Consider the following 18,117-nt stretch of genomic DNA (forward strand, 5'->3'; position numbering starts at 1 on the left):
GCCATGTCCGTCCACACCACCCCATCCGCTGCGACCCAAACCGCTATTCCAGCAACCGTGCCGGAGGGCGTGCTGCCCACCGCCCCGACCGGCATCCGCCGGCAAAAACTCAATCTCCGCAAGCTGTTGCTGATGGGTGCGACGATCGTCGCGCTGGCCGGCGCGAGCTGGTACGGCTACGACTACTGGACCGTTGGGCAGTACCTCGTCTCCACCGATGACGCCTATGTGAAGGCCGACAACACCACCATCGCGCCAAAGGTCAGCGGCTACCTCGACCGCGTCCTGGTCGGCGATAACGAGCATGTGAAGGCCGGCCAGGTACTCGCCAGGATCGACGATCGCGACTTCCGGGTCGCGCTCGACCAGGCCAAGGCCGATGTCGCCGCCGCGAATGCGACGGTGACGAGCAAGCAAGCGCAGCTCGAGGTCCAGCAAGCCGTGATCGCGGCGGCAAGAGCGACCATCGATGTCGACAATGCCGCGAAGGTTTTCGCGAAGCAGGAGAACAAGCGCTACACCGATCTCGCGGCAACGGGTTTCGGCAGCGTGCAGAACGCGCAGCAGGCGCAAGCGCGCGACGCCGGCGCAGACGCGGCGATCCAGCGCGATATCGCCAATCTCACCTCCGCCTTGAAGCAGGTCGATCTCCTCAACGCCGAGATATTGCAAGCCAGGGCCGCCGCCGCACGCGCGGCCGCACTCCAGCGTCAGGCCGAGCTCAATCTGGGCTACACCACGATCGTCTCCCCGATCGACGGCGTGGTCGGCAACCGCTCCTTGCGCGTCGGCCAGTTCGTGCAGGCGGGCACCCAGCTGATGGCGATCGTGCCGGCCGAGGGCGCCTATGTCGTCGCCAATTTCAAGGAGACGCAGCTGACCCACGTGCAGGCCGGCCAGGCCGTCGATATCGAGGTCGACACCTTCCCGGGTCAGGTCGTGCACGGCCACGTCGATTCCATCGCGCCGGCGAGCGGCCAGGAATTCGCGCTGCTGCCGCCCGACAACGCCACCGGCAATTTCACCAAGGTGGTGCAACGCATCCCCGTCAAGATCGCGCTCGATGCCGCGCACGGTCCCGCGATCGCGCTGCGCCCCGGCATGTCCGTGATCCCAACCATTGCAACACGTTCGACCGCGCCGACCGCCAATGCGGCCGCGGCGCCCAAGGCAAACGTAAAGGCGAAGCTCGTTTCCGGAGGGTCGTGCCATGTCAAACAGCCTCTCACTTTCGACGCCAGCAACACCGGCCGCGACGCCTGATCCGGCAATAGCCGACCCGAACCGCGCGAGTGCCGCGATCTGGATCGCCGTGCTCGCCGCCATGATCGGCTCGTTCATGGCGATCCTGAACATCCAGATCACCAACGCCTCGCTGGCCAACATCGAGGGCGGCATCGGAACCGGCGCCGACAACGGCTCCTGGATCTCGACGTCGTATCTGATCGGCGAGATCATCGTGATCCCCCTGACCGACTATTTGAGCCGCGTGTTCTCGTTCCGCCGCTACATGCTGGCGAGCGCGACGCTGTTCGCGGCGTTCTCGGTCGCCTGCGCCTTCACCCATGATTTGCCGTCGATGATCGCGATGCGCGGCCTGCAGGGCTTTGCCGGCGGCGTGCTGATCCCGATGGCGTTCACGCTCGTATTGACCAAGCTGCCGAAGCCGCAGCAGCCCGTCGGTCTTGCGATCTTCGCACTGTCCGTCACCTTCGCCCCCGCGATCGGCCCGACCATCGGCGGCTATCTCACCGAGAACTACGGCTGGCGTACCATCTTCTTCGTCAACGTGATTCCGACCGCGGTGATGGTGGCCGCGCTCTATCTGACGCTGGAGAAGCAGAAGATGCAGCTCAGCCTGTTGAAGGAAGGCGACTGGGCCGGCATCTTCACCATGGCGATCGGGCTGTCGGCACTGCAGGCCGTGCTGGAGGAGGGCAACAAGGATGACTGGTTTTCCTCGCCCTTCATCGTCAAGCTGGCGATCATCGCGGCCGTCAGCCTCACGCTGTTCGTCACGATCGAGCTCACGATCGAGAAGCCACTGATCCGGCTGCGTCTCCTGACGCAGCGTAATTTCGGCTTCGGCACCATTGCGATGACGATGGTCGGCTTCGCGCTGTTCGGCTCGGTCTATATCCTGCCCGCCTATCTCGGCCAGGCGCAGGGCTACAACGCCGAGCAGATCGGCAACGTGCTGGCCTGGACCGGCCTGCCGCAGCTCGTGCTGATCCCGCTGATCCCGAAGCTGATGCAACGCTTCGACACGCGCTATATCGCGATCACCGGCCTTCTGATCTTCGCCTATAGCTGCTTCATGAACACGGCGATGTCGCCGGACTATGCCGGCGACCAGCTCTGGATTCCGAACATCGTGCGTGCCGTGGGACAGGCCATGGTGCTGACGCCGCTGACCTCGGTGCTGACAGGCGGCATCGCGCCGCAGGACGCGGCCGCGGCCTCCGGCATCAGCAACATGTTCCGCAATCTCGGCGGCGCGATCGGCACGGCGACGCTCGCGACCATCATCACCAAGCGCGAGCAGTTCCACTCCAACATCATCGGCCAGTCGGTCACGCTCGGCCGCGAGGAAGTCCGCACCCGCATCGCGCAGATGACGGATTACTTCATGGCCCACGGCGTGCCCGACCCCCACGCCGCGCGCGAGCAGGCCATCATCGCGCTCGGCAAGACGGTCAAGCGCCAGGCGCTGGTGATGGGCTATTCCGACGCCTTTGCCGTGATCGGCATCGTGCTGGTGATCGCCGCGATCGCGGTGCTGCTGACGCGGCGCGTGAAGGCGGCCGGTGGGCCGGTGCATTAGGCTCTTCTTCCCCCTCTCCCCGTTCTTACGGGGAGAAGGTCGGGGTGAGGGGCCTCTCTCCACACGTGAGATCGTCGAGGGACCTGTACCCCCTCACCCGGATCGCAAGAGCGATCCGACCTCTCCCCGCAAGCGGGAGAGGTGAAGAGCCGCCTCACGGCGCGCAGGTGAAGCTGGACGCCTCCGTGACCGGGCCGCTCTTGTAACGCGGCCAGGACGGCCAGCGGCACAGCGGCATCGCGCGCAACACGGCAAACGACGGCGCCTCGACCTTCTGCTCGCTAACTTCGAGATCGCCGGGCGCCTTGCCCTTCTCGACCCAGTCGACCAATGCGCTCAGCATGTCGACATTGGCCGGCGCGCCGGAGCCGACATGGTCGACGCCGGGGGCGGTGTAGAGCCGCGCGAATTCCGCCGTCTCGGCCTTGCCGAGCTTGCGCTCGACGCTTTCGAAATAGCGGATGCCGGCATAGGGGCTCTGCGCATAGTCGGCCATGTGCTCGAGCATGATCAGCCGGCCGCCGCGTCCGCGAAAACGGCTGAGATCCGGATCGGTCGAATCCATCAGGCTCGAGACCTCTAGCAGCCGCGCCTTGTGCTCCTCGACCTTGTAGGTGGTGACGTCGAGCTTGGGATCGCGTGCGAACACATGTTGAATGCCGCCGGCGCCGTAGATCCAGGCGATGCCGTTGTTGGGGGCAGGCGGCTGCGCGGGTGGCGCTGTGCCAAGCCACCACGCCACCCAGCCACCGGTCGGTCCGATCGCCGCCGCATCCTCGCCCGACACGCCCCAGCCCGGATAATCGTCGAGCCCGTTGGCGAGCGCGAACGGGAATTTGTAGGTCCCGTGCAGCGTGTTCACGGCCTTGATCTGTGCATCGGTGAGGCACTGATCGCCGCTCTGGCCCGCCGCACAACGCAGCGTCTCGACCTTGAACGCTGCCTTGCAGGCTACGGGGTCCTGCACCAGCGCATTATCGGAGCCGTCGGCCTTGTCGCAAGCCTGCCGCACGGAATCGGCCACGAGCTTGACCTGCGCCGGATTGATCCAGCCCTCGCCCATGGTCGCGAGCCCCGAGCGCGTGCCGGCATGCTGCAGGCCGACCCAGTTGATCACGGGCACGCGGGCGAAGATGCCATCGAAATCATCAGGGTAACGCTGCGCCATGGTGAGGCCTTCGCGGCCGCCCTCGGACGAGCCCATGAAGTACATTTTTTCCGGCTTCTTGCCGTATGTGCGCTCCATCAGCCCAACCGCGGCGTCGCGCACCTTCTTGTAGGCACGGTGGGCGAAATTCTCGAAGGCTTCGTCATTCAGCGCGAACAGTTGCGGCGGCTCGCCTGGCTTGGACTCATGGCCGGAATCGGTGCCGTAGGTGACGAAGCCGCGCGCCAGCGGCGACGGCTTGTCGAACGGATAGGCCGGCGGCAGCCCAAGGCCGGTGATCAGCACGCCGTTAAAGCCCCCACCGCCATACTGAACGGAGCGCCCGTTCCATTCGACGGGAAGGTTGACCTGGAATTTAATCGGCGGCGCCTTGGGATCGGTTGGGTCGATGTGACCCAGCACCTTGCAGAAACCGGGATTGGCCGGCGTGATGCGCCCAGACGGCGTCGGCCCGCGCTCGGCGACAGCCAGTTGCGACGGCGCCAGCAATGTCGCGGAAACGATCTTCACGGCATCGGCGCCGCCAGCGAGGCTTTTGCAGACCATCTCCGCATCCTCCGCCAGCGTCGCCGCCGACACGGCATTCGCACTCAGCGCGACCGCCGCACCCACGAGCAATGCACACCGCTTCGCGTTCTTTCGCGTCATCGTTTCCACCCTGGCTTTCCCTATTTTTGTATCCGACGGTTGGCCGCATTCAATGCAACCTTCGCCCTTCCGTCAATCGCTTGCGCTGGCCTTCCTTCAGAACGATCCCAGCGCGCTGCCCAGGGCGATCACAGCCACCAGCGCCAGCAGCGACGTCGCGATGCCGACCATCACGATGTCGAAATAGCTGTCGCGGTGCGTCAGGCCGCAGATCGCGAGCAGGCTGACCACTGCGCCATTGTGCGGCAGGATGTCGAGCGTCCCCGAGCCGATCACCGCGACGCGGTGCATCAACGCAGGGGCGATGCCGGTGCGCGCGGCGAGCTCGACATAGGTCTGGCCGAGCGCGTCCAGCGCAATGGTCAGGCCGCCTGACGCCGACCCGGTCAGCGCGGCCAGGATGTTGGTCGCAACCGCTAGCGAGACCAGGGGTCCGCCTTCGATCGCAAGCACCCAGTCGCGCACGATCGTGAACGCCGGCAGCGAGGCGACGACCGCGCCGAACCCGACGAGGCTGGCGACGCTGAACGCGGGCAGGACGGATGCATTGGCCCCGGCGTCCATGGTGCGGCGAAGCGCCGGCAGGCGGGCCCGGTTCAGCACGATGGTCGTGACGATGGCCGCAGTCAGCGCGACCGCGACCGACCACACGCCTGCGACGGCCGCGAGCGTCGTTTCACCAAAACGCTGCTCGGCGAGATAGCTGACATCGAGCCGCGGCAGCACCACGAGCGACATCACCAAATTCACGATGACGACCACGATCAGCGGCGCGATCGCACTCCACACGGGCGACGGCCGCTCGCTGCGCTGACCGTGCTGGAGTTCCGCCGGATCGAACTCGCGCGCGGTCGTGGCGCGCTCGCGCACGAGCTCGTCGGCGGCGGCGCGCTCGGTCGCGCCCTCGATGTCGTCGCCATAGCCTTCTCCGGCGCGGCGCGCTGCGGCTTCAGCGCGGTGCAGCCACCACAACCCTGTCACGAGCATGATGAGCGAGGCGATGATGCCGAGACCTGGCGCTGCGAACGGCGTCGTGCCGAAGAACGGCATCGGGATCGCATTCTGGATCGACGGCGTGCCCGGCAAGGCCGACATGGTGAAGGTCGACGTCCCCAGCACAATCGCAGCCGGGATCAGGCGACGCGGGATCGAAGCCGCGTGAAACAGCGAGCGGGCCATGGGGACGATGACGAAAAATGCAACGAACAGGCTGACGCCGCCATAGGTCACCGCGGCACCGGCGAGCACCACCGCCAGGATCACGCGACGCTCGCCGAGGCGCTCCGCCATGAAGGCGGCGACCGACGTGACCGCGCCGCTATCGTCCATCAGCTTGCCGAAGACCGCGCCAAGCAGGAAGATCGGGAAGAACTGGGCCAGAAATCCCGCCGCATGCACCATGAACACCTGGGTCAGGTTCGCAAGCAGCGGCTCGCCGCCAAACAACGCGGCAACGAGCGCTGCAAACGGCGCCAGCAGAAGCACGCTCCAGCCGCGAAAAGCGAACAGGACGAGCAGGGCGAGCCCGACGAGGAGGCCGAGAAGACCCATGTCTCAGCACTCCGACAGCAGGACGTCGAGATCGGCGGTCGATTGCCGGCCGATGTCGGCACCGTGCGCGGCGAGAAACGCGTCCGCGGCCAGGCGCCCCTCGGCGCGCAGCATCGAGACGAACTCCCATTCGGCGTTGAGCTTGGATGACGCGCCGAACTTCGCCAGCATGTCGCTCTTGACGCGGTGGGTCCGCATCTTTGCCCAGCGCGCGCCCTCGCCGCTGCCGGGGTCGGCCGCCTGGCGCAGCAGCGCGATCATGCGCAATTCCTTCATCAGGGGTGAATTGAACGAAATCTCGTTCAATCGATTGAGAATCTCCGCAGCCGTCCGCGGCTCTTCGAGCGTTTCGGTCGGATTGATCTGCACCAGGATCGTGTCGTGCGCATCGCTTTCGCGAATGAGCGGCGTGATCGTGGGGTTGCCGGCGAAGCCGCCGTCCCAATAGGGCTCGCCGTCGATGTCGATCGCGCGGAACATGGTCGGCAGGCAGGCCGATGCCAACAGCACGTCCGCCGTGATCTCGGCATTGCGGAAGATGCGGCCACGGCCGGTGCGCACCCGCGTCGCGGTGACGAACAGCTTTATTGGCGAGCTCGCGAGCCGCTCGAAATCGATGCTCTCGGCCAGCACCGCGCGCAGCGGATTGTAGCCTGTCGGATTGAGATCGTAGGGCGACAGCACGCGCGACATCAAATCGGTGAGGATGTAGAAGGGCGACGTATCGAGCGTCCAGCGCCCCATCAGTCGATCGAGCGGCGAGCGCTGGAGCGGACTAAAGGCGGCAGCCTTCGAAACGCGGCGCCAGTATTTTTCGAGCGCGTCGCGCGCGCCCTCGGCGCCACCCGCGATCCACCCGTCTGCGAGCACGGCCGCATTCATCGCGCCCGCGGAGGTGCCGGAGATCGCGGCGATGGTGAGCCACTTCTCTTCCAGAAGACGGTCGAGCACGCCCCAGGTGAAGGCGCCGTGCGAGCCGCCTCCTTGAAGCGCGAGATCGATCAGTACGGCGTCCCGTTCCATGGCGGCACCCACGCAACTGAAGCTCAAATTCGACGCGATTTGTCACACGCCGAGAATAACGACAGTTTAGAGAACCTTGGCAGCGTAATGCAACTGGAACGTGACGCCGGCCTAGTGCTCGAACACCAGCCGCGCGCCGACCGTTCCGTCGAGCGCGCGGATCTGCTGAAGCAATGCATCTGAATCCTGGCCTGCCAGGTCGGCGTCGAGCACGACGTAGCCGAGGTCGCCGGCAGTCTCCAGGTATTGCGCGACAATGTTGATGTCGCGCTGGAGAAAGACCTCGTTCAGCCGCCTCAGCATGCCCGGCACGTTGCGATGGACATGGCTGAAGCGCGCACCGGCGGGACGTAAGTGCAGTTGCACCTCCGGGAAGTTCACCGCGCCCATGGTCGATCCCGTGATGAAATAGTCGACCAGTTTTCGCGCGACTTCCCCGCCGATGCGCTCTTGTGCTTCCTCGGTCGAGCCGCCGATATGCGGGGTGAGGATGACGTTCTCGAGGCCCTGCACCGGGCTCGTGAAGCGATCCGAGTTCGAGGACGGCTCGACCGGAAACACGTCAATGGCTGCGCCGGCGAGATGGCCGTCGCGCAAGGCGCCGGCGAGCGCATCGAGATCGACCACGGTGCCGCGGCTATTGTTGATCAGGAACGAGCCTGATTTCATCGCCCGCAGCTCCGTCTCGCCGATCATGCCTGCGGTCTCCGGCGTCTCGGGCACGTGAAGGCTGACGACATCGCTCTGCGCCAGCAGCTCTTCCAGCTTCTCGACCGGCTCGGTGTTGCCGTGGCGCAGCTTGTCGGTGCGGTCGAAATAGATCACGCGCATGCCGATCGCTTCGGCCAGCGTCGACAGCTGCGAGCCGATATTGCCGTAGCCGATGATGCCGAGCGTGCGGCCGCGCACCTCGCGGCTGCCGGTCGCCGACTTGTCCCAGCCGCCCTCATGCGCCGACACCGAACGCGGGAAGATGCGCCGCAGCAGCATCACGATCTCGCCGATCACGAGCTCGGCGACGCTGCGCGTGTTGGAGAACGGCGCGTTGAACACGGGAATGCCGCGCTTGCGGGCCGCCAGGAGATCGACCTGGTTGGTGCCGACGCTGAAGCAGCCGACCGCGAGAAGCCCGTCCGCGGCCGCGAGCACCTCATCGGTTATCTGGGTGCGCGAGCGGATGCCGAGCAGCGACACGCCCTTCAGCGCGCGCCGCAGGTCTTCGCCGTCCAGCGCCTTGGTCAACCGCTCGACATTGGTGAAGCCCGCGCTCCGGAACAGGTCGACAGCGCTGTCATTGACGCCTTCGAGCAACAGCGCCTTCGCGTTCCGCTCGGGGCTTTGGCCTGGGGCTGGCATGGAATCTCCGTAGGTCACAGCTTTGCCGCAGCTCATAGACCGCGGGGGAGATGCAGCACAATAGGGTTTGGATATGGGGAGAAGATGGCGGGGCGGTAAGTGTTTACGGTGGCCGCCCAGTCAAATGACGTAAAACCCGTGCGTACCGTCGAGCCGGAGTTGCTCGACGAGACCGTATTCCCAGTCGAGATAGGCCTGCATCGCGCGCTCGGCGACGTCAGTGCCCTCATAGGGCCGGCGGTAGCGATGCGCCGGGTCGGGCTTGGGCAGCACGCGCGGCGGGCCGACCTCGAGCTCACCCCCGTAACCGCCTTCGAGCACATAGACCTCCCAGCCCATCTGCGCGAGCCATGACGCCGTCATGTCGGCACGCACGCCCTGGTCGTCGGTCAAGAGGATGCGCGCGCCGCGCACGGGCGCGGCCATGTCGGTTTCCTGGACGAGCTGGCCGCCGGGGTAATGACGGAAGCCGGGGAAATGGCCGGCCGCAAATTCCTCTGAGTCGCGCACGTCGAAACGATAGAGCGTGCGATCGGTCTGCGCTGCGAGTGCCTTCGCCTCGTTCGCGCCGATGTGGCGAACACCGGCGCGATAGGCGACGTCGCGGGCATTGGCCGGGCCGCCCTCGAACGGCCCGATCGCGCCACGCCTGTCGGCACCGTGATCGAGCGTGTGCCGCGCCAGCGTCCAGCCGATGGTACCGTTGCGCAGCGCCCGCACTTTGTTGGGCACGCCGGCATTGATCAGCGACTGCGTGCCGATGATCGAGCGCGTGCGCCCGGCGCAATTGACGATGATGGTGGTCTCAGGGTCGGGCGCGGCCTGCCCTGCCCGCAGTACCAGCTCAGCACCGGGCACGCTGACCGAGCCCGGAATGTTCATGGTCGCATATTCGTCGAAGCGGCGGACGTCGAGGATGGCGATGTTGGCCCTGTCCGCGATCAGCTTTGCCACTTCGTCGGCGCTGAACGACGGCGTGTGCCGCCGCGCCTCGACCAGCTCGCCGAATGCCTTGGAATAGGAATTGACGTCCTCGAACACCTGATAGCCCGCCGCGCGCCAGCCCTTCAGCCCGCCGTCAAGCGCACGGACATTGCTGTAGCCGAGCGCGGCAAGCCGCTCGGCGCCGGTTGCAACAAGTCCCTCGGCATCATCATAGAGCACGATCGCGACGTCCTTGCGCGGCAACCGCAGCTCGGCCTCGATCGCGATCCGGTCCGCGGCCATGTTGGCGGCAAACAGCGGATGGCCGGTGGCGAAGCCGGCCTCGTACCTGAGATCAAGCAGCGCGATCTCCTCGCGGAGCAGCAGCGCGCGGCGGATATCGGCGGGGGTGACGGTGGGGAGTTTCATGGCGTGAACCCTGGCAAGTACGGCCAAGGGCTTTTGAACGATTGCCGCGCGCTTGGCTAGCCTTCGCGACCGTTCACTCGCCCGGAACCAGCCGCCCGAGCGGCGGCGGCGCGGGACGCCGCAGCCTGCGGCGCGACAGATAAAGCAAAATGCCGGTGACCGAGAACAGCGGCATCAATGCTGCTGCAATCATGAAGGCGAGCTTGCCGGGCCAGCCCAGGAACGCGCCGCGATGGATGTCGAGCACGCTCGCGATGATCTTCTCGCCAAACGTCTTGTCGGCATAGCGCTCCGCCGAGATCACCTGCCCCGTGACCGCATCCACGCGGAATTCGTCACGCGTGGTATCGAGCGTCGAATCCTTCGGCCACGACCGGATCCGGATGACCGTGCCGGGTCCGGCGGGCAGCGTCAGCAGCGCTTTGGAGAAACGATCGCCCTCCTCGTGCTGGAGCGTCGACCAGGCACGATCAAATCCCACCGCCTGAACCGGCTCAGGACGCCCTGCCGCACGCGGCTGCTTCGGCTGCATCTTCGCGGCGGCAACGTGCGGGCGCGACAACAGCCAGACGACGCCGTCCTTGTACCAGTCGAACGAGTACCACAGCCCAGTCAGCGTCATCACCAGATAGACCGGCAGCACCCAGGTGCCGATGACGGCGTGCAGCGAACGGTGCAGTCCGCGGCCGCTGAGTCCGAGATTGGGTTTCAGCCACATCTTCACGCTGCCGGCGCGGCGCGGCCAGCGCAGCACGAGGCCCGAGATGAGCATGACGATCAGACCGAGCGCGGCAATGCCGGTGATCTGGCGTCCCCAGCCCTTGGCATCGCCGGGGATCAGCAGCCAGCGATGCAGCCTGCGGACGGTCGCGAAGAACTCCTCGCCACGCGGCGCACCCAGCACGTGCGCGTCGTAGGGATCGACATAGAGCGATGTCGGCCGCGCGCCCTGCTCGTCGCGCGCGAAGCGGACACGCACCGCCGCGGCCGGATCGCTCGACAGCGTGACGGCCGAGACCTTGCCGAGGTCCTGCCCCGCCTTGAGCCGGGCCACCAGTTCGTCCGGCATCAACGCCGGCACCTGGCGCGGCGCGACCTGCATGATACCGCTATTCAGATAGTCGCCGATCTCGTCCTCGAAGCTCATGATCGCGCCGGTCAGCGCGATCAAGGCCAGCAGCAGCGCAAGCACGAGGCCCGCGATCGAGTGAATCTGGTGCAGAGCGGCCTTGATGTAATGCCCCACCCTACTCATCGAAGCCAACCTTCTTGATAAGCGAGATCGCGGCCTGCTGACGTGCGGCGATCTGGTCGATCGAAATTGCATCGGCGATGAACGTGCCCATTTCGGCAACGATCGGTGCACGCTCCGCTGCTGCAAGCACGGGGTATTCCAACTCGGCAGCGGCAAAGATCCGCTGCGCTGCCGGCGTGACAAGGAATTCGAGGAATTGTCGCGCCAACGCCGGATGCGGCGCCTGTTTCGCGATGGCCGCGCCGGTGAGGTTCACATGCGTGCCGCCGCCCTTGAATGTCGATGGCACCGCCTTGACCTCCATCGCCCAGGCACGCCAGTCGGCCCCTTCGCGTCCGTCGCGCAATTGCGCCAATGCCACGGTGTTGCCGATGCCGATCTTGCACGCGCCTTGTGCGATCTCGCGGATCACGTCGTTGTCCTTGCGATCAGGCTTGTGGGCGAGATTGGCCTTCAGGCCGGCGAGCCAGGCCTCCGTCGCGGCCTCGCCGTGATGGACGAGATAGGCCGCAACCAGCGCGACATTGTTCTGATGCAGCGGCGAGCGTATGCAGAGCTTGCCGCGCCATTGCGGACTCGCGAGGTCTTCGTAGTCGACAGCCGCAAGGGCATCGTCCCTGCGCGCCATCACGACGCGGGGGCGTATGGCGAGCGCAATCCACTGTCCGCCGCCTCGCAGATTTGCCGGCACAGCTTGCTCGATCCGCGTCGACGACATCGCCTGCGTCAGGCCGCTGACGGCAGGCTGCGTGGTCTTGTCCAGCCCGATCGTCAACAGGACATCGGCGGGCGATGCGGCGCCTTCCGACGTAAGTCGCTTGACGAGGCCGTCCTCGACGAAGACGATTTTCACCTTGACGCCGCTGGCTTCCGTGAAGGCCGCAACGACAGGCTCGACCAGGGCAGCCTCCCTGGTCGAATAGAGCGTGATTTCCTCGGCGCGGCTCGCACCTGTGGCAGCGAGGCAGGCAGACGCCGCCGCGATCAGGACCGCGATGGCTTTGTGCCGCACCGCCATCGCTAGAACTTCACCGTTGCCGACAGCGACACGCGGCGCGCATCGCCGATCGCGACGTTCAGATTGTTGACGGCGGAGGGATAATAGACGGTGTCGAACAGGTTTTTGACGTTGAGCTGATAGATCACCGGCGTGTTCTGGTATTTCGTCTCATAGGTCGCGAAAATATCGGCGACCACATAGGACGGCAAGAAGAAGCTGTTGATCGCATCACCGGGACGATCGCCGACATAGCGCGCGCCGCCGCCGAGGCGGAGCTGTCCCGGCAGAGCCGTGCCGAAGTCGTAGACCAGATAGAGCGAGGCCGTGTTCAGCGCGACGTTCTGCAGCTTCATGCCGTAGAGCGACCGATCTTCGGATGCCGTCACCCGCGCGTCGGTATAGCCATAGCTGCCGATCAGGGCCCAACTGTCGGTGAGCCTGCCGGTCACGTCCAGCTCGACGCCGCGCGAGCGGGCGCGGCCGACGGTATGGAGTTCCACCACGCCAGCGCTGTTCGTCTTCGTCGTCTGCACGTTCTTCTTGTCGAGATCGTAGAGCGCCAGCGTACCGGAGATACGCTTGTTCAGATCGAACTTCACGCCGGTCTCGTATGACACGCCTTCTTCGGGCGCGACATTGGAATCGATCACGATGCCGATCGGCGCGATGGTCGAGTTGGGCTTCAGCGATTCGGTGTAGCTCACATACAGCGAGATCTCGTCGGTCAGCTTGAAGATGGCGCCGCCGAGGGGAAGCACCTTGTCCTGGGACACGTTGGTATTGGTGTAGAACAGTGCCTTCCCGCGCCCGGCGATCTGATCGTAGTCCATGTAGCGCGCGCCGCCGACCAGCGCGAACCGCTCGGTCAAATGCAGCGTATCCTGGACGAACAGCGACCACTGTCCGAGCTTGTCGGTCTGGGCGCTGTCACCGGGCACCACGGTCGTGCCCGGCCCGACCAACCCATAGACCGGATTGTAGATGTTGATGGCGGGCGTTGCTTGCCGGATCAGGCTATCGCGGTAGATGGTGCGATACTGGCCGTCGCCGCCGAACACCACCTCGTTGCGCATGTTGCCGAGCCAGAAGCTGCCCGAGACGTAGGATGTTCCGTAGCTGACATTGCTGAGCGAGCCGCGCGTGCCGTCATTGCTGCGCGTCTCCGCACCGGTCGTGAAGTTGATGCCGGTGATGCGGAGCTGGTTGGCGCTGAAGGTCTCGGTGTTGTAGCTGTAGCCAGCGTAGAGCTTCCAGTCCTGGTTGAAGCGGTGCTCGACCGAGGCCTGCAACAGGTCCGACGTGCCCCATGTGTTGTTGAAAGGTTCGTCGAGCCGGCGGTCGGCGGGAACCGCCAGCGGCGCTTTCGTCACCGGATTGAACGCCGTGCCGCGATCGAACGGATAGATGAACTCGCGATGCTCGTAGTTGAGCTGGACCGTGGTGTCCTGGCCGTACCAGGCCAGCGACGGTGCGACCAGCATCTCGCGGTGACGGCCGAAATTGCGCCAGTAATCCTCGCTGACGCCGTAGCCGATGAAGCGATAGGCAAGGCCCTGATCGCCGATCGGACCGGTAACATCGAGCAGGCCGTCGGCGCCGGTTTTCGAGGCACTGAATGTCGAGCCGAGCAGCGTGACCGAGCCGTGCTGATAGAGCTCCGGCCGCTTGCTGATGGTGTTGACGATGCCGCCGGGATCCATGATGCCGTAGAGCAGCGAGGCCGGCCCCTTCAGCACCTCGACGCTTTCGACCGCGGGATTGAAGCTGCGGCCCTGCACCAGCGGCATGCCGTTGCGCATGATCGAACCATCACGATTATCGCCGAAGCCGCGGCGGATCACCGCGTCCTGGCTGCCGGCGAGCGTGTTGGTCTGGGTGATGCCGGAGACATTGATGAGCGCATCGTCGATGTTCCGCGGGAGCTGGTCCTTCAACACCTGCTCAGGCACGACGTTGACCGCCTGCGAGGTATCGAGGGGCGATGCGCCGCTGCGCAGCGTGGTCGAACTCGGCATCGCGCGGTAACCGAGCTTGGCAGCCTGCTGCGCGGCGGCCGCCGCTGCTGCACGTTCCGATATTGTCGGTGCTGCTGGTGTGGCGGCATTCCGGCTGCGCTGGCGCGCGGCGGCTTGCGTCCGGCGCTGGGGCGATTCGGATGCGCGGGCCGGTTTCGGCCGCTGCACCGGCGCTTCCACTGTCACCGGCGGCAGCGCTGACTGCGCCTGCGCGGTCGTCGTGTTCGAGGGGGATTCGACGAGCAGCACCGCTGCGCCGAGGAGAAGACCTGCACGGCTCTTGCCGGCATGATGACGATGGCCGCTGACGCGTTGGCCATCCACGGGGGCACGCACTTTCATTCCACTTCAAGTCAAGAACATTGAAGTGTGCGCCTGTAACAGTCGGCGGGATCGAAGAGAACCGTAGGCGAGCTTGAATCGCTCTAGTGTTGAATCGTTCTAAGCGCATCAGCGCACTAAGCGGCAATTACCGATTGACGTCGCAGGGATCGCAACACGCTGCACGCGAATTCGCGACAACGTGTCACGAAAGTTTCGCATCTCACGCGATGGCAGGAGCAATCAGCTCGTCAATCTTTCGCTTGAGCGCTGCGCCATCGGACGAGGCACGGAATGGCGGGCGCACGCGCAGCCAGCCCGCGTCGCCCGTCTGTGCGGCGAGGATTGCCTTCAGCGTCGCAAGGAACGACGGCGTGTTCAGCACGACATCGGTCGCGGCTTGCATGCGCGCCTCGACGTCCTTGCCATCAACCATGCCCTTGACCAGCTCGGGCACGACGTTGGCCATGCCGCAGATGGTGCCGGCGCCGCCGGCGGCGATCGCGCGGGTGATGTCGGCTTCGTTGCCGACGGTGATGGCGAGATCGGGAGCAGCACTACGGAACGCCTGGAACTGCTTGAAGTCGCCGCTGGAGTCCTTCAGGCCCGCAACCACCTCGCCGTAACGCTTGCGCAAGTTTGCCGCGACACCGGTCGGGATCGCAACGCCGGAGACCTGCGGGATGTGATAGAGCGAGGCGCGCAGGCGATCGTCGGCGACGCCGTCGATGATCGCAGCAAAAGCATCCTCGATGCCTTCGGGCGTGACACCACGGTCGAAATAGGGCGGCAGATACAGCACGTGGCGCAGGCCGAGGCCGAGCACGGTGCGCGTCAGCGCGATGCTGTCGGTGATGGCGGGAAAGCCGCCGCCGATGCCGATCCGCTCAGGCGCGACGCCGGCCTTGAGCACGGCCTCGATGGTCGCGACACGCTCGGTGACATTGAAGGAGGTGCCCTCGCCGGTGGTGCCGAACAGCACGACGCCATCGACGCCCTTACTGAAGAGCTGCCTAGCGTGGGCGGCGAGCTTGGCGGAGTCCACGCTGCCATCCGTCGCCAGCGGCGTCGCCGACGCCACCCAGAACCCGCGAATTGCCTCCGTCATCTCACCACCCATTAGCTGCGGTCCCGGACTAAACCCCTGATCTCGAACGATCTTAGGAAGCCTTCCGAGCCTTGTTTTTGCTTTACTTTTTATGTTGTACCTTACATACAAGGCGGACGCAAATCCTTTCCACCATCACGGCGCGCATGAGACGCAGCCAGATTCCGAGGAGGTCTCGCATGAACATGGTGAGCCCCATTGAGCGTCCCGATCAGTTGCTCGGCGCCTTGCGCGACAAGCTCGGCGCGGCCGCCGTGCTTGTTGGCACCGACGTGCCGGCGCGCAATTGCAACGACTGGAGCGCGAGCCTGCCACAAGCGCCGCTTGCGGTGATCCGACCGGTCGATGCGCAAGGCGTTGCCGATGCGATTGGGACCTGCCGGCAGGCGCGACTGCCCTTCGTGCCGCAGGGTGGATTGACCGGGCTGTGCCGCGGCGCATCGCCCGAAGCAGGCTGGGTCGCGATCTCGCTCGAGCGCATGACCGGCATCGAGGAGATCGATCGGGCGTCAATGACGATGACGGTGAAATCGGGCACGCCGCTGGAGACGATCCAGAAGGCCGCGGACGAAGCCGGTTTCTTCTTTCCGCTCGACCTCGGCTCGCGCGGCTCCTGCGCGATCGGCGGCAATCTCTCCACCAATGCCGGCGGCAACCGCGTGATCCGCTACGGCATGACGCGCGAACTGGTGCTCGGCCTGGAGGTGGTGCTGCCCGACGGCACCATCATCACCAGCCTCAACAAGCTGATGAAGAACAACGCGGGCTATGACCTCAAGCATCTCTTCATCGGCTCCGAAGGCACGCTCGGCATCATCACCCGCGTGGTGTTGCGGCTGTTCCCGAAACCGCGCTCGACCATGGCGGCGCTGTGCGCGCTGAAGGACTATGCCGCGGTGATCGACTTGCTCGGTGCCGCGCGCAGCGGGCTCGGCCCGCTGCTGTCGGCCTTCGAGGTGATGTGGCCGGATTACTGGGACGTGATCACGAATCGCGCCGGCGTGAAGCCGCCGGTCGCCGCAGGCCACGGTCTCTACGTGCTCGTCGAGGCCCAAGGCACCGACGAGAGCCTGGATGCACCGCGTTTCCAGGCCTGGCTCGAAGAGCTGATGGAGCGCGGGCTGCTCGCAGATGCCGCCGTGGCGCAATCGCTGGCGCAGACGCAGGCGTTCTGGCGCGTGCGCGACATCTGCGCCGAGTTCGGCCAGGTGCTGGGCCCGCACATCTCCTACGACATCGGGCTTGCGGTGGCGCGCATGGACGAATTCGTCACGCGCTGCAAGGCCGCGTTGGCCTCCGGCATCAAGGGGTGCGAGAGCGTCTATTACGGCCATATCGGCGACGGCAATCTGCATCTCGTGTCCTGGGTCACCGGTCTTTCCGTCGAGCAGCAGCCGAAGGAAGAGATGGACGCGATCATCTACGGTCTGGTGCGCGAGCTGGGCGGCAGCGTCTCCGCCGAGCACGGCATCGGCACGCTGAAGAAGAAGTGGCTGGGCCATGCCAGGAGCGAAGCCGAGATCGCGTTGATGCGGACGCTGAAGGCCGCGCTCGACCCCGATCACCTGCTCAATCCCGGCAAGGTGATCTGAGACAGCAGATGCGATCGCTCAAGCTCGATACGCCGAAATCGCTGTCGCAGCGGGTGGTGCTGCGGCTGCGCCAGGCCATCATCGACGGCGAGTTCGCGCTCGGCGCCGCCATCTCCGAGGAGATGGTGGCGAATTCCTTCGGCGTCAGCCGCACGCCGGTGCGCGAGGCGATGGGCCAGTTGCAGGCGCAGGGGCTGGTCGTGATCCGGCCGCAGGTCGGCAGCTTCGTGTTCACGCCGAGCGCGGAGGACATCACTGCGCTCTGCACCTTCCGGATCGCGCTCGAGCCCAAGGCCGCCGAGCTCGCGTTTCGTCACGATCGCGACGGCGCAATTGCGACGATGAGCGAGGCAATCGCGGCGATGGAGCCGGCGATCGCGGCGAAGGACAACATCGCCTATGGCCGCGCCGATGCGAGCTTTCACGAAGGGTTGTTCGCGCATTGCGGCAACCGCTATCTCATCGAATCCTACCAGCTCGTCTCGGGCCGCGTCGCCGCGCTGCGCACCAACCTGACGTCGCCGATCGACGTGCGCACCCGCTCGTCCTTCGACGAGCATCGCAAGCTGCTCGATCTGTTCGCGCGCGGCGAGTTCGCGGCGTTCGAAGCGCTGATGACGACGCACATCACCAATTCCGGCCTGGCCTATGCCAAGGCCTTGAAAGTGGAGGCCTTGATAGTGGAGGCGCTGAAGGTGGACTGAGCGCTACTACCCCGCGTCCTTCGATCCCGGCCTGTCCAGAAAATCCAGCGCGGTGTTGATCTGTTCGAGCTGGTGCTCGATCTTGTCGCGATCGTCGACCGACTGCGCCTTCTCGAGCTGTTCCACAAGCTTCTGCTTCCGTGACAACAAGTTCTCTATGACCGTACTCACAAGTCCCCCATCGCCCCGAAACGAAGCG

At 65.5% G+C, this 18,117-nt stretch carries 14 protein-coding genes; 4 read left to right on the plus strand and 10 right to left on the minus strand.

All coding sequences use genetic code 11. The annotated features are described in order from the left end of the window. Positions 1-3 precede the first annotated feature (3 nt). Together AB7290_RS40100 and AB7290_RS40105 are read left to right on the plus strand one after the other, a co-directional pair. Positions 4-1,263, plus strand: a complete 1,260-nt coding sequence (locus AB7290_RS40100) for an HlyD family secretion protein (protein WP_085400031.1) — start codon at positions 4-6, stop codon at positions 1,261-1,263. Beyond that, positions 1,211-2,824, plus strand: a complete 1,614-nt coding sequence (locus tag AB7290_RS40105) for an MDR family MFS transporter (protein WP_085400030.1) — start codon at positions 1,211-1,213, stop codon at positions 2,822-2,824. The genes AB7290_RS40100 and AB7290_RS40105 overlap by 53 nt, the downstream gene beginning before the upstream one ends. Positions 2,825-2,978: 154 nt before the next feature. Here the strand turns inward: AB7290_RS40105 and AB7290_RS40110 are convergent, their stop codons facing one another. The 9 genes from AB7290_RS40110 to AB7290_RS40150 form a co-directional block, all read right to left on the minus strand. Further along, complete coding sequence (locus tag AB7290_RS40110) at positions 2,979-4,640, minus strand: tannase/feruloyl esterase family alpha/beta hydrolase (RefSeq protein WP_085400028.1); 1,662 nt, start codon at positions 4,638-4,640, stop codon at positions 2,979-2,981. Positions 4,641-4,736: 96 nt separating this feature from the next. Beyond that, on the minus strand, positions 4,737-6,191 hold the full coding sequence (locus tag AB7290_RS40115) for a GntP family permease (RefSeq protein WP_085400026.1): 1,455 nt from the start codon (positions 6,189-6,191) through the stop codon (positions 4,737-4,739). A 3-nt stretch (positions 6,192-6,194) separates the two neighbouring features. After that, positions 6,195-7,214 carry a patatin-like phospholipase family protein gene (locus AB7290_RS40120; protein ID WP_085400024.1) on the minus strand — a complete coding sequence of 340 codons (1,020 nt, stop codon included), beginning with the start codon at positions 7,212-7,214 and terminating at the stop codon, positions 6,195-6,197. Positions 7,215-7,325: 111 nt separating this feature from the next. Next, the gene (serA, locus tag AB7290_RS40125; protein ID WP_085400059.1) at positions 7,326-8,570 is read right to left on the minus strand and encodes a phosphoglycerate dehydrogenase; all 1,245 of its coding nucleotides are present in this window, start codon (positions 8,568-8,570) and stop codon (positions 7,326-7,328) included. 120 nt (positions 8,571-8,690) lie between these two features. Further along, a complete protein-coding gene (locus AB7290_RS40130) occupies positions 8,691-9,923 on the minus strand; it encodes a rhodanese-like domain-containing protein (protein WP_085400023.1) in 1,233 nt (410 codons plus the stop codon). Between the two features lie 73 nt (positions 9,924-9,996). Next, the gene (locus AB7290_RS40135; protein WP_085400021.1) at positions 9,997-11,178 is read right to left on the minus strand and encodes a PepSY-associated TM helix domain-containing protein; all 1,182 of its coding nucleotides are present in this window, start codon (positions 11,176-11,178) and stop codon (positions 9,997-9,999) included. Then, positions 11,171-12,196: an extracellular solute-binding protein gene (locus tag AB7290_RS40140; RefSeq protein ID WP_085400019.1), complete on the minus strand. Its 1,026-nt coding sequence runs from the start codon at positions 12,194-12,196 to the stop codon at positions 11,171-11,173. The genes AB7290_RS40135 and AB7290_RS40140 overlap by 8 nt, the downstream gene beginning before the upstream one ends. A 2-nt stretch (positions 12,197-12,198) precedes the next feature. Beyond that, on the minus strand, positions 12,199-14,535 hold the full coding sequence (locus AB7290_RS40145; RefSeq protein ID WP_085400018.1) for a TonB-dependent siderophore receptor: 2,337 nt from the start codon (positions 14,533-14,535) through the stop codon (positions 12,199-12,201). 202 nt (positions 14,536-14,737) lie between these two features. After that, entirely contained in the window at positions 14,738-15,622 is an 885-nt protein-coding gene (locus AB7290_RS40150) for a dihydrodipicolinate synthase family protein (protein WP_085400057.1), read from the minus strand. Positions 15,623-15,801: 179 nt separating this feature from the next. Here AB7290_RS40150 and AB7290_RS40155 point away from each other — a divergent pair, with 179 nt between their 5' ends. Both AB7290_RS40155 and AB7290_RS40160 read left to right on the plus strand, forming a co-directional pair. Continuing rightward, positions 15,802-17,214 carry an FAD-binding oxidoreductase gene (locus AB7290_RS40155; protein ID WP_085400016.1) on the plus strand — a complete coding sequence of 471 codons (1,413 nt, stop codon included), beginning with the start codon at positions 15,802-15,804 and terminating at the stop codon, positions 17,212-17,214. Between the two features lie 8 nt (positions 17,215-17,222). Then, a complete protein-coding gene (locus AB7290_RS40160; RefSeq protein ID WP_085400014.1) occupies positions 17,223-17,918 on the plus strand; it encodes a GntR family transcriptional regulator in 696 nt (231 codons plus the stop codon). A 6-nt stretch (positions 17,919-17,924) separates the two neighbouring features. Here the strand turns inward: AB7290_RS40160 and AB7290_RS40165 are convergent, their stop codons facing one another. After that, the gene (locus AB7290_RS40165; protein WP_162131457.1) at positions 17,925-18,065 is read right to left on the minus strand and encodes a hypothetical protein; all 141 of its coding nucleotides are present in this window, start codon (positions 18,063-18,065) and stop codon (positions 17,925-17,927) included. Between the last annotated feature and the right edge of the window lie 52 nt (positions 18,066-18,117).

Origin of the sequence: Bradyrhizobium sp. 613_E4_N2_2 (assembly GCF_052075995.1) — a bacterium.
GTDB classification, from domain to species: Bacteria; Pseudomonadota; Alphaproteobacteria; order Rhizobiales; family Xanthobacteraceae; genus Bradyrhizobium; species Bradyrhizobium barranii.

What these genes read in the sequence shown, in the direction of transcription:
- AB7290_RS40105 (WP_085400030.1), top strand. Translation starts at nt 1,211, where the DNA reads ATGTCAAACAGCCTCTCACTTTCGACGCCAGCAACACCGGCCGCGACG.
- AB7290_RS40140 (WP_085400019.1), bottom strand. Translation starts at nt 12,196, where the DNA reads ATGGCGGTGCGGCACAAAGCCATCGCGGTCCTGATCGCGGCGGCGTCT.
- AB7290_RS40155 (WP_085400016.1), top strand. Translation starts at nt 15,802, where the DNA reads ATGAACATGGTGAGCCCCATTGAGCGTCCCGATCAGTTGCTCGGCGCC.
- AB7290_RS40135 (WP_085400021.1), bottom strand. Translation starts at nt 11,178, where the DNA reads ATGAGTAGGGTGGGGCATTACATCAAGGCCGCTCTGCACCAGATTCAC.
- AB7290_RS40120 (WP_085400024.1), bottom strand. Translation starts at nt 7,214, where the DNA reads ATGGAACGGGACGCCGTACTGATCGATCTCGCGCTTCAAGGAGGCGGC.
- AB7290_RS40145 (WP_085400018.1), bottom strand. Translation starts at nt 14,535, where the DNA reads ATGAAAGTGCGTGCCCCCGTGGATGGCCAACGCGTCAGCGGCCATCGT.
- AB7290_RS40150 (WP_085400057.1), bottom strand. Translation starts at nt 15,622, where the DNA reads ATGACGGAGGCAATTCGCGGGTTCTGGGTGGCGTCGGCGACGCCGCTG.
- AB7290_RS40100 (WP_085400031.1), top strand. Translation starts at nt 4, where the DNA reads ATGTCCGTCCACACCACCCCATCCGCTGCGACCCAAACCGCTATTCCA.
- AB7290_RS40160 (WP_085400014.1), top strand. Translation starts at nt 17,223, where the DNA reads ATGCGATCGCTCAAGCTCGATACGCCGAAATCGCTGTCGCAGCGGGTG.
- AB7290_RS40115 (WP_085400026.1), bottom strand. Translation starts at nt 6,191, where the DNA reads ATGGGTCTTCTCGGCCTCCTCGTCGGGCTCGCCCTGCTCGTCCTGTTC.
- AB7290_RS40130 (WP_085400023.1), bottom strand. Translation starts at nt 9,923, where the DNA reads ATGAAACTCCCCACCGTCACCCCCGCCGATATCCGCCGCGCGCTGCTG.
- AB7290_RS40110 (WP_085400028.1), bottom strand. Translation starts at nt 4,640, where the DNA reads ATGACGCGAAAGAACGCGAAGCGGTGTGCATTGCTCGTGGGTGCGGCG.
- serA (WP_085400059.1), bottom strand. Translation starts at nt 8,570, where the DNA reads ATGCCAGCCCCAGGCCAAAGCCCCGAGCGGAACGCGAAGGCGCTGTTG.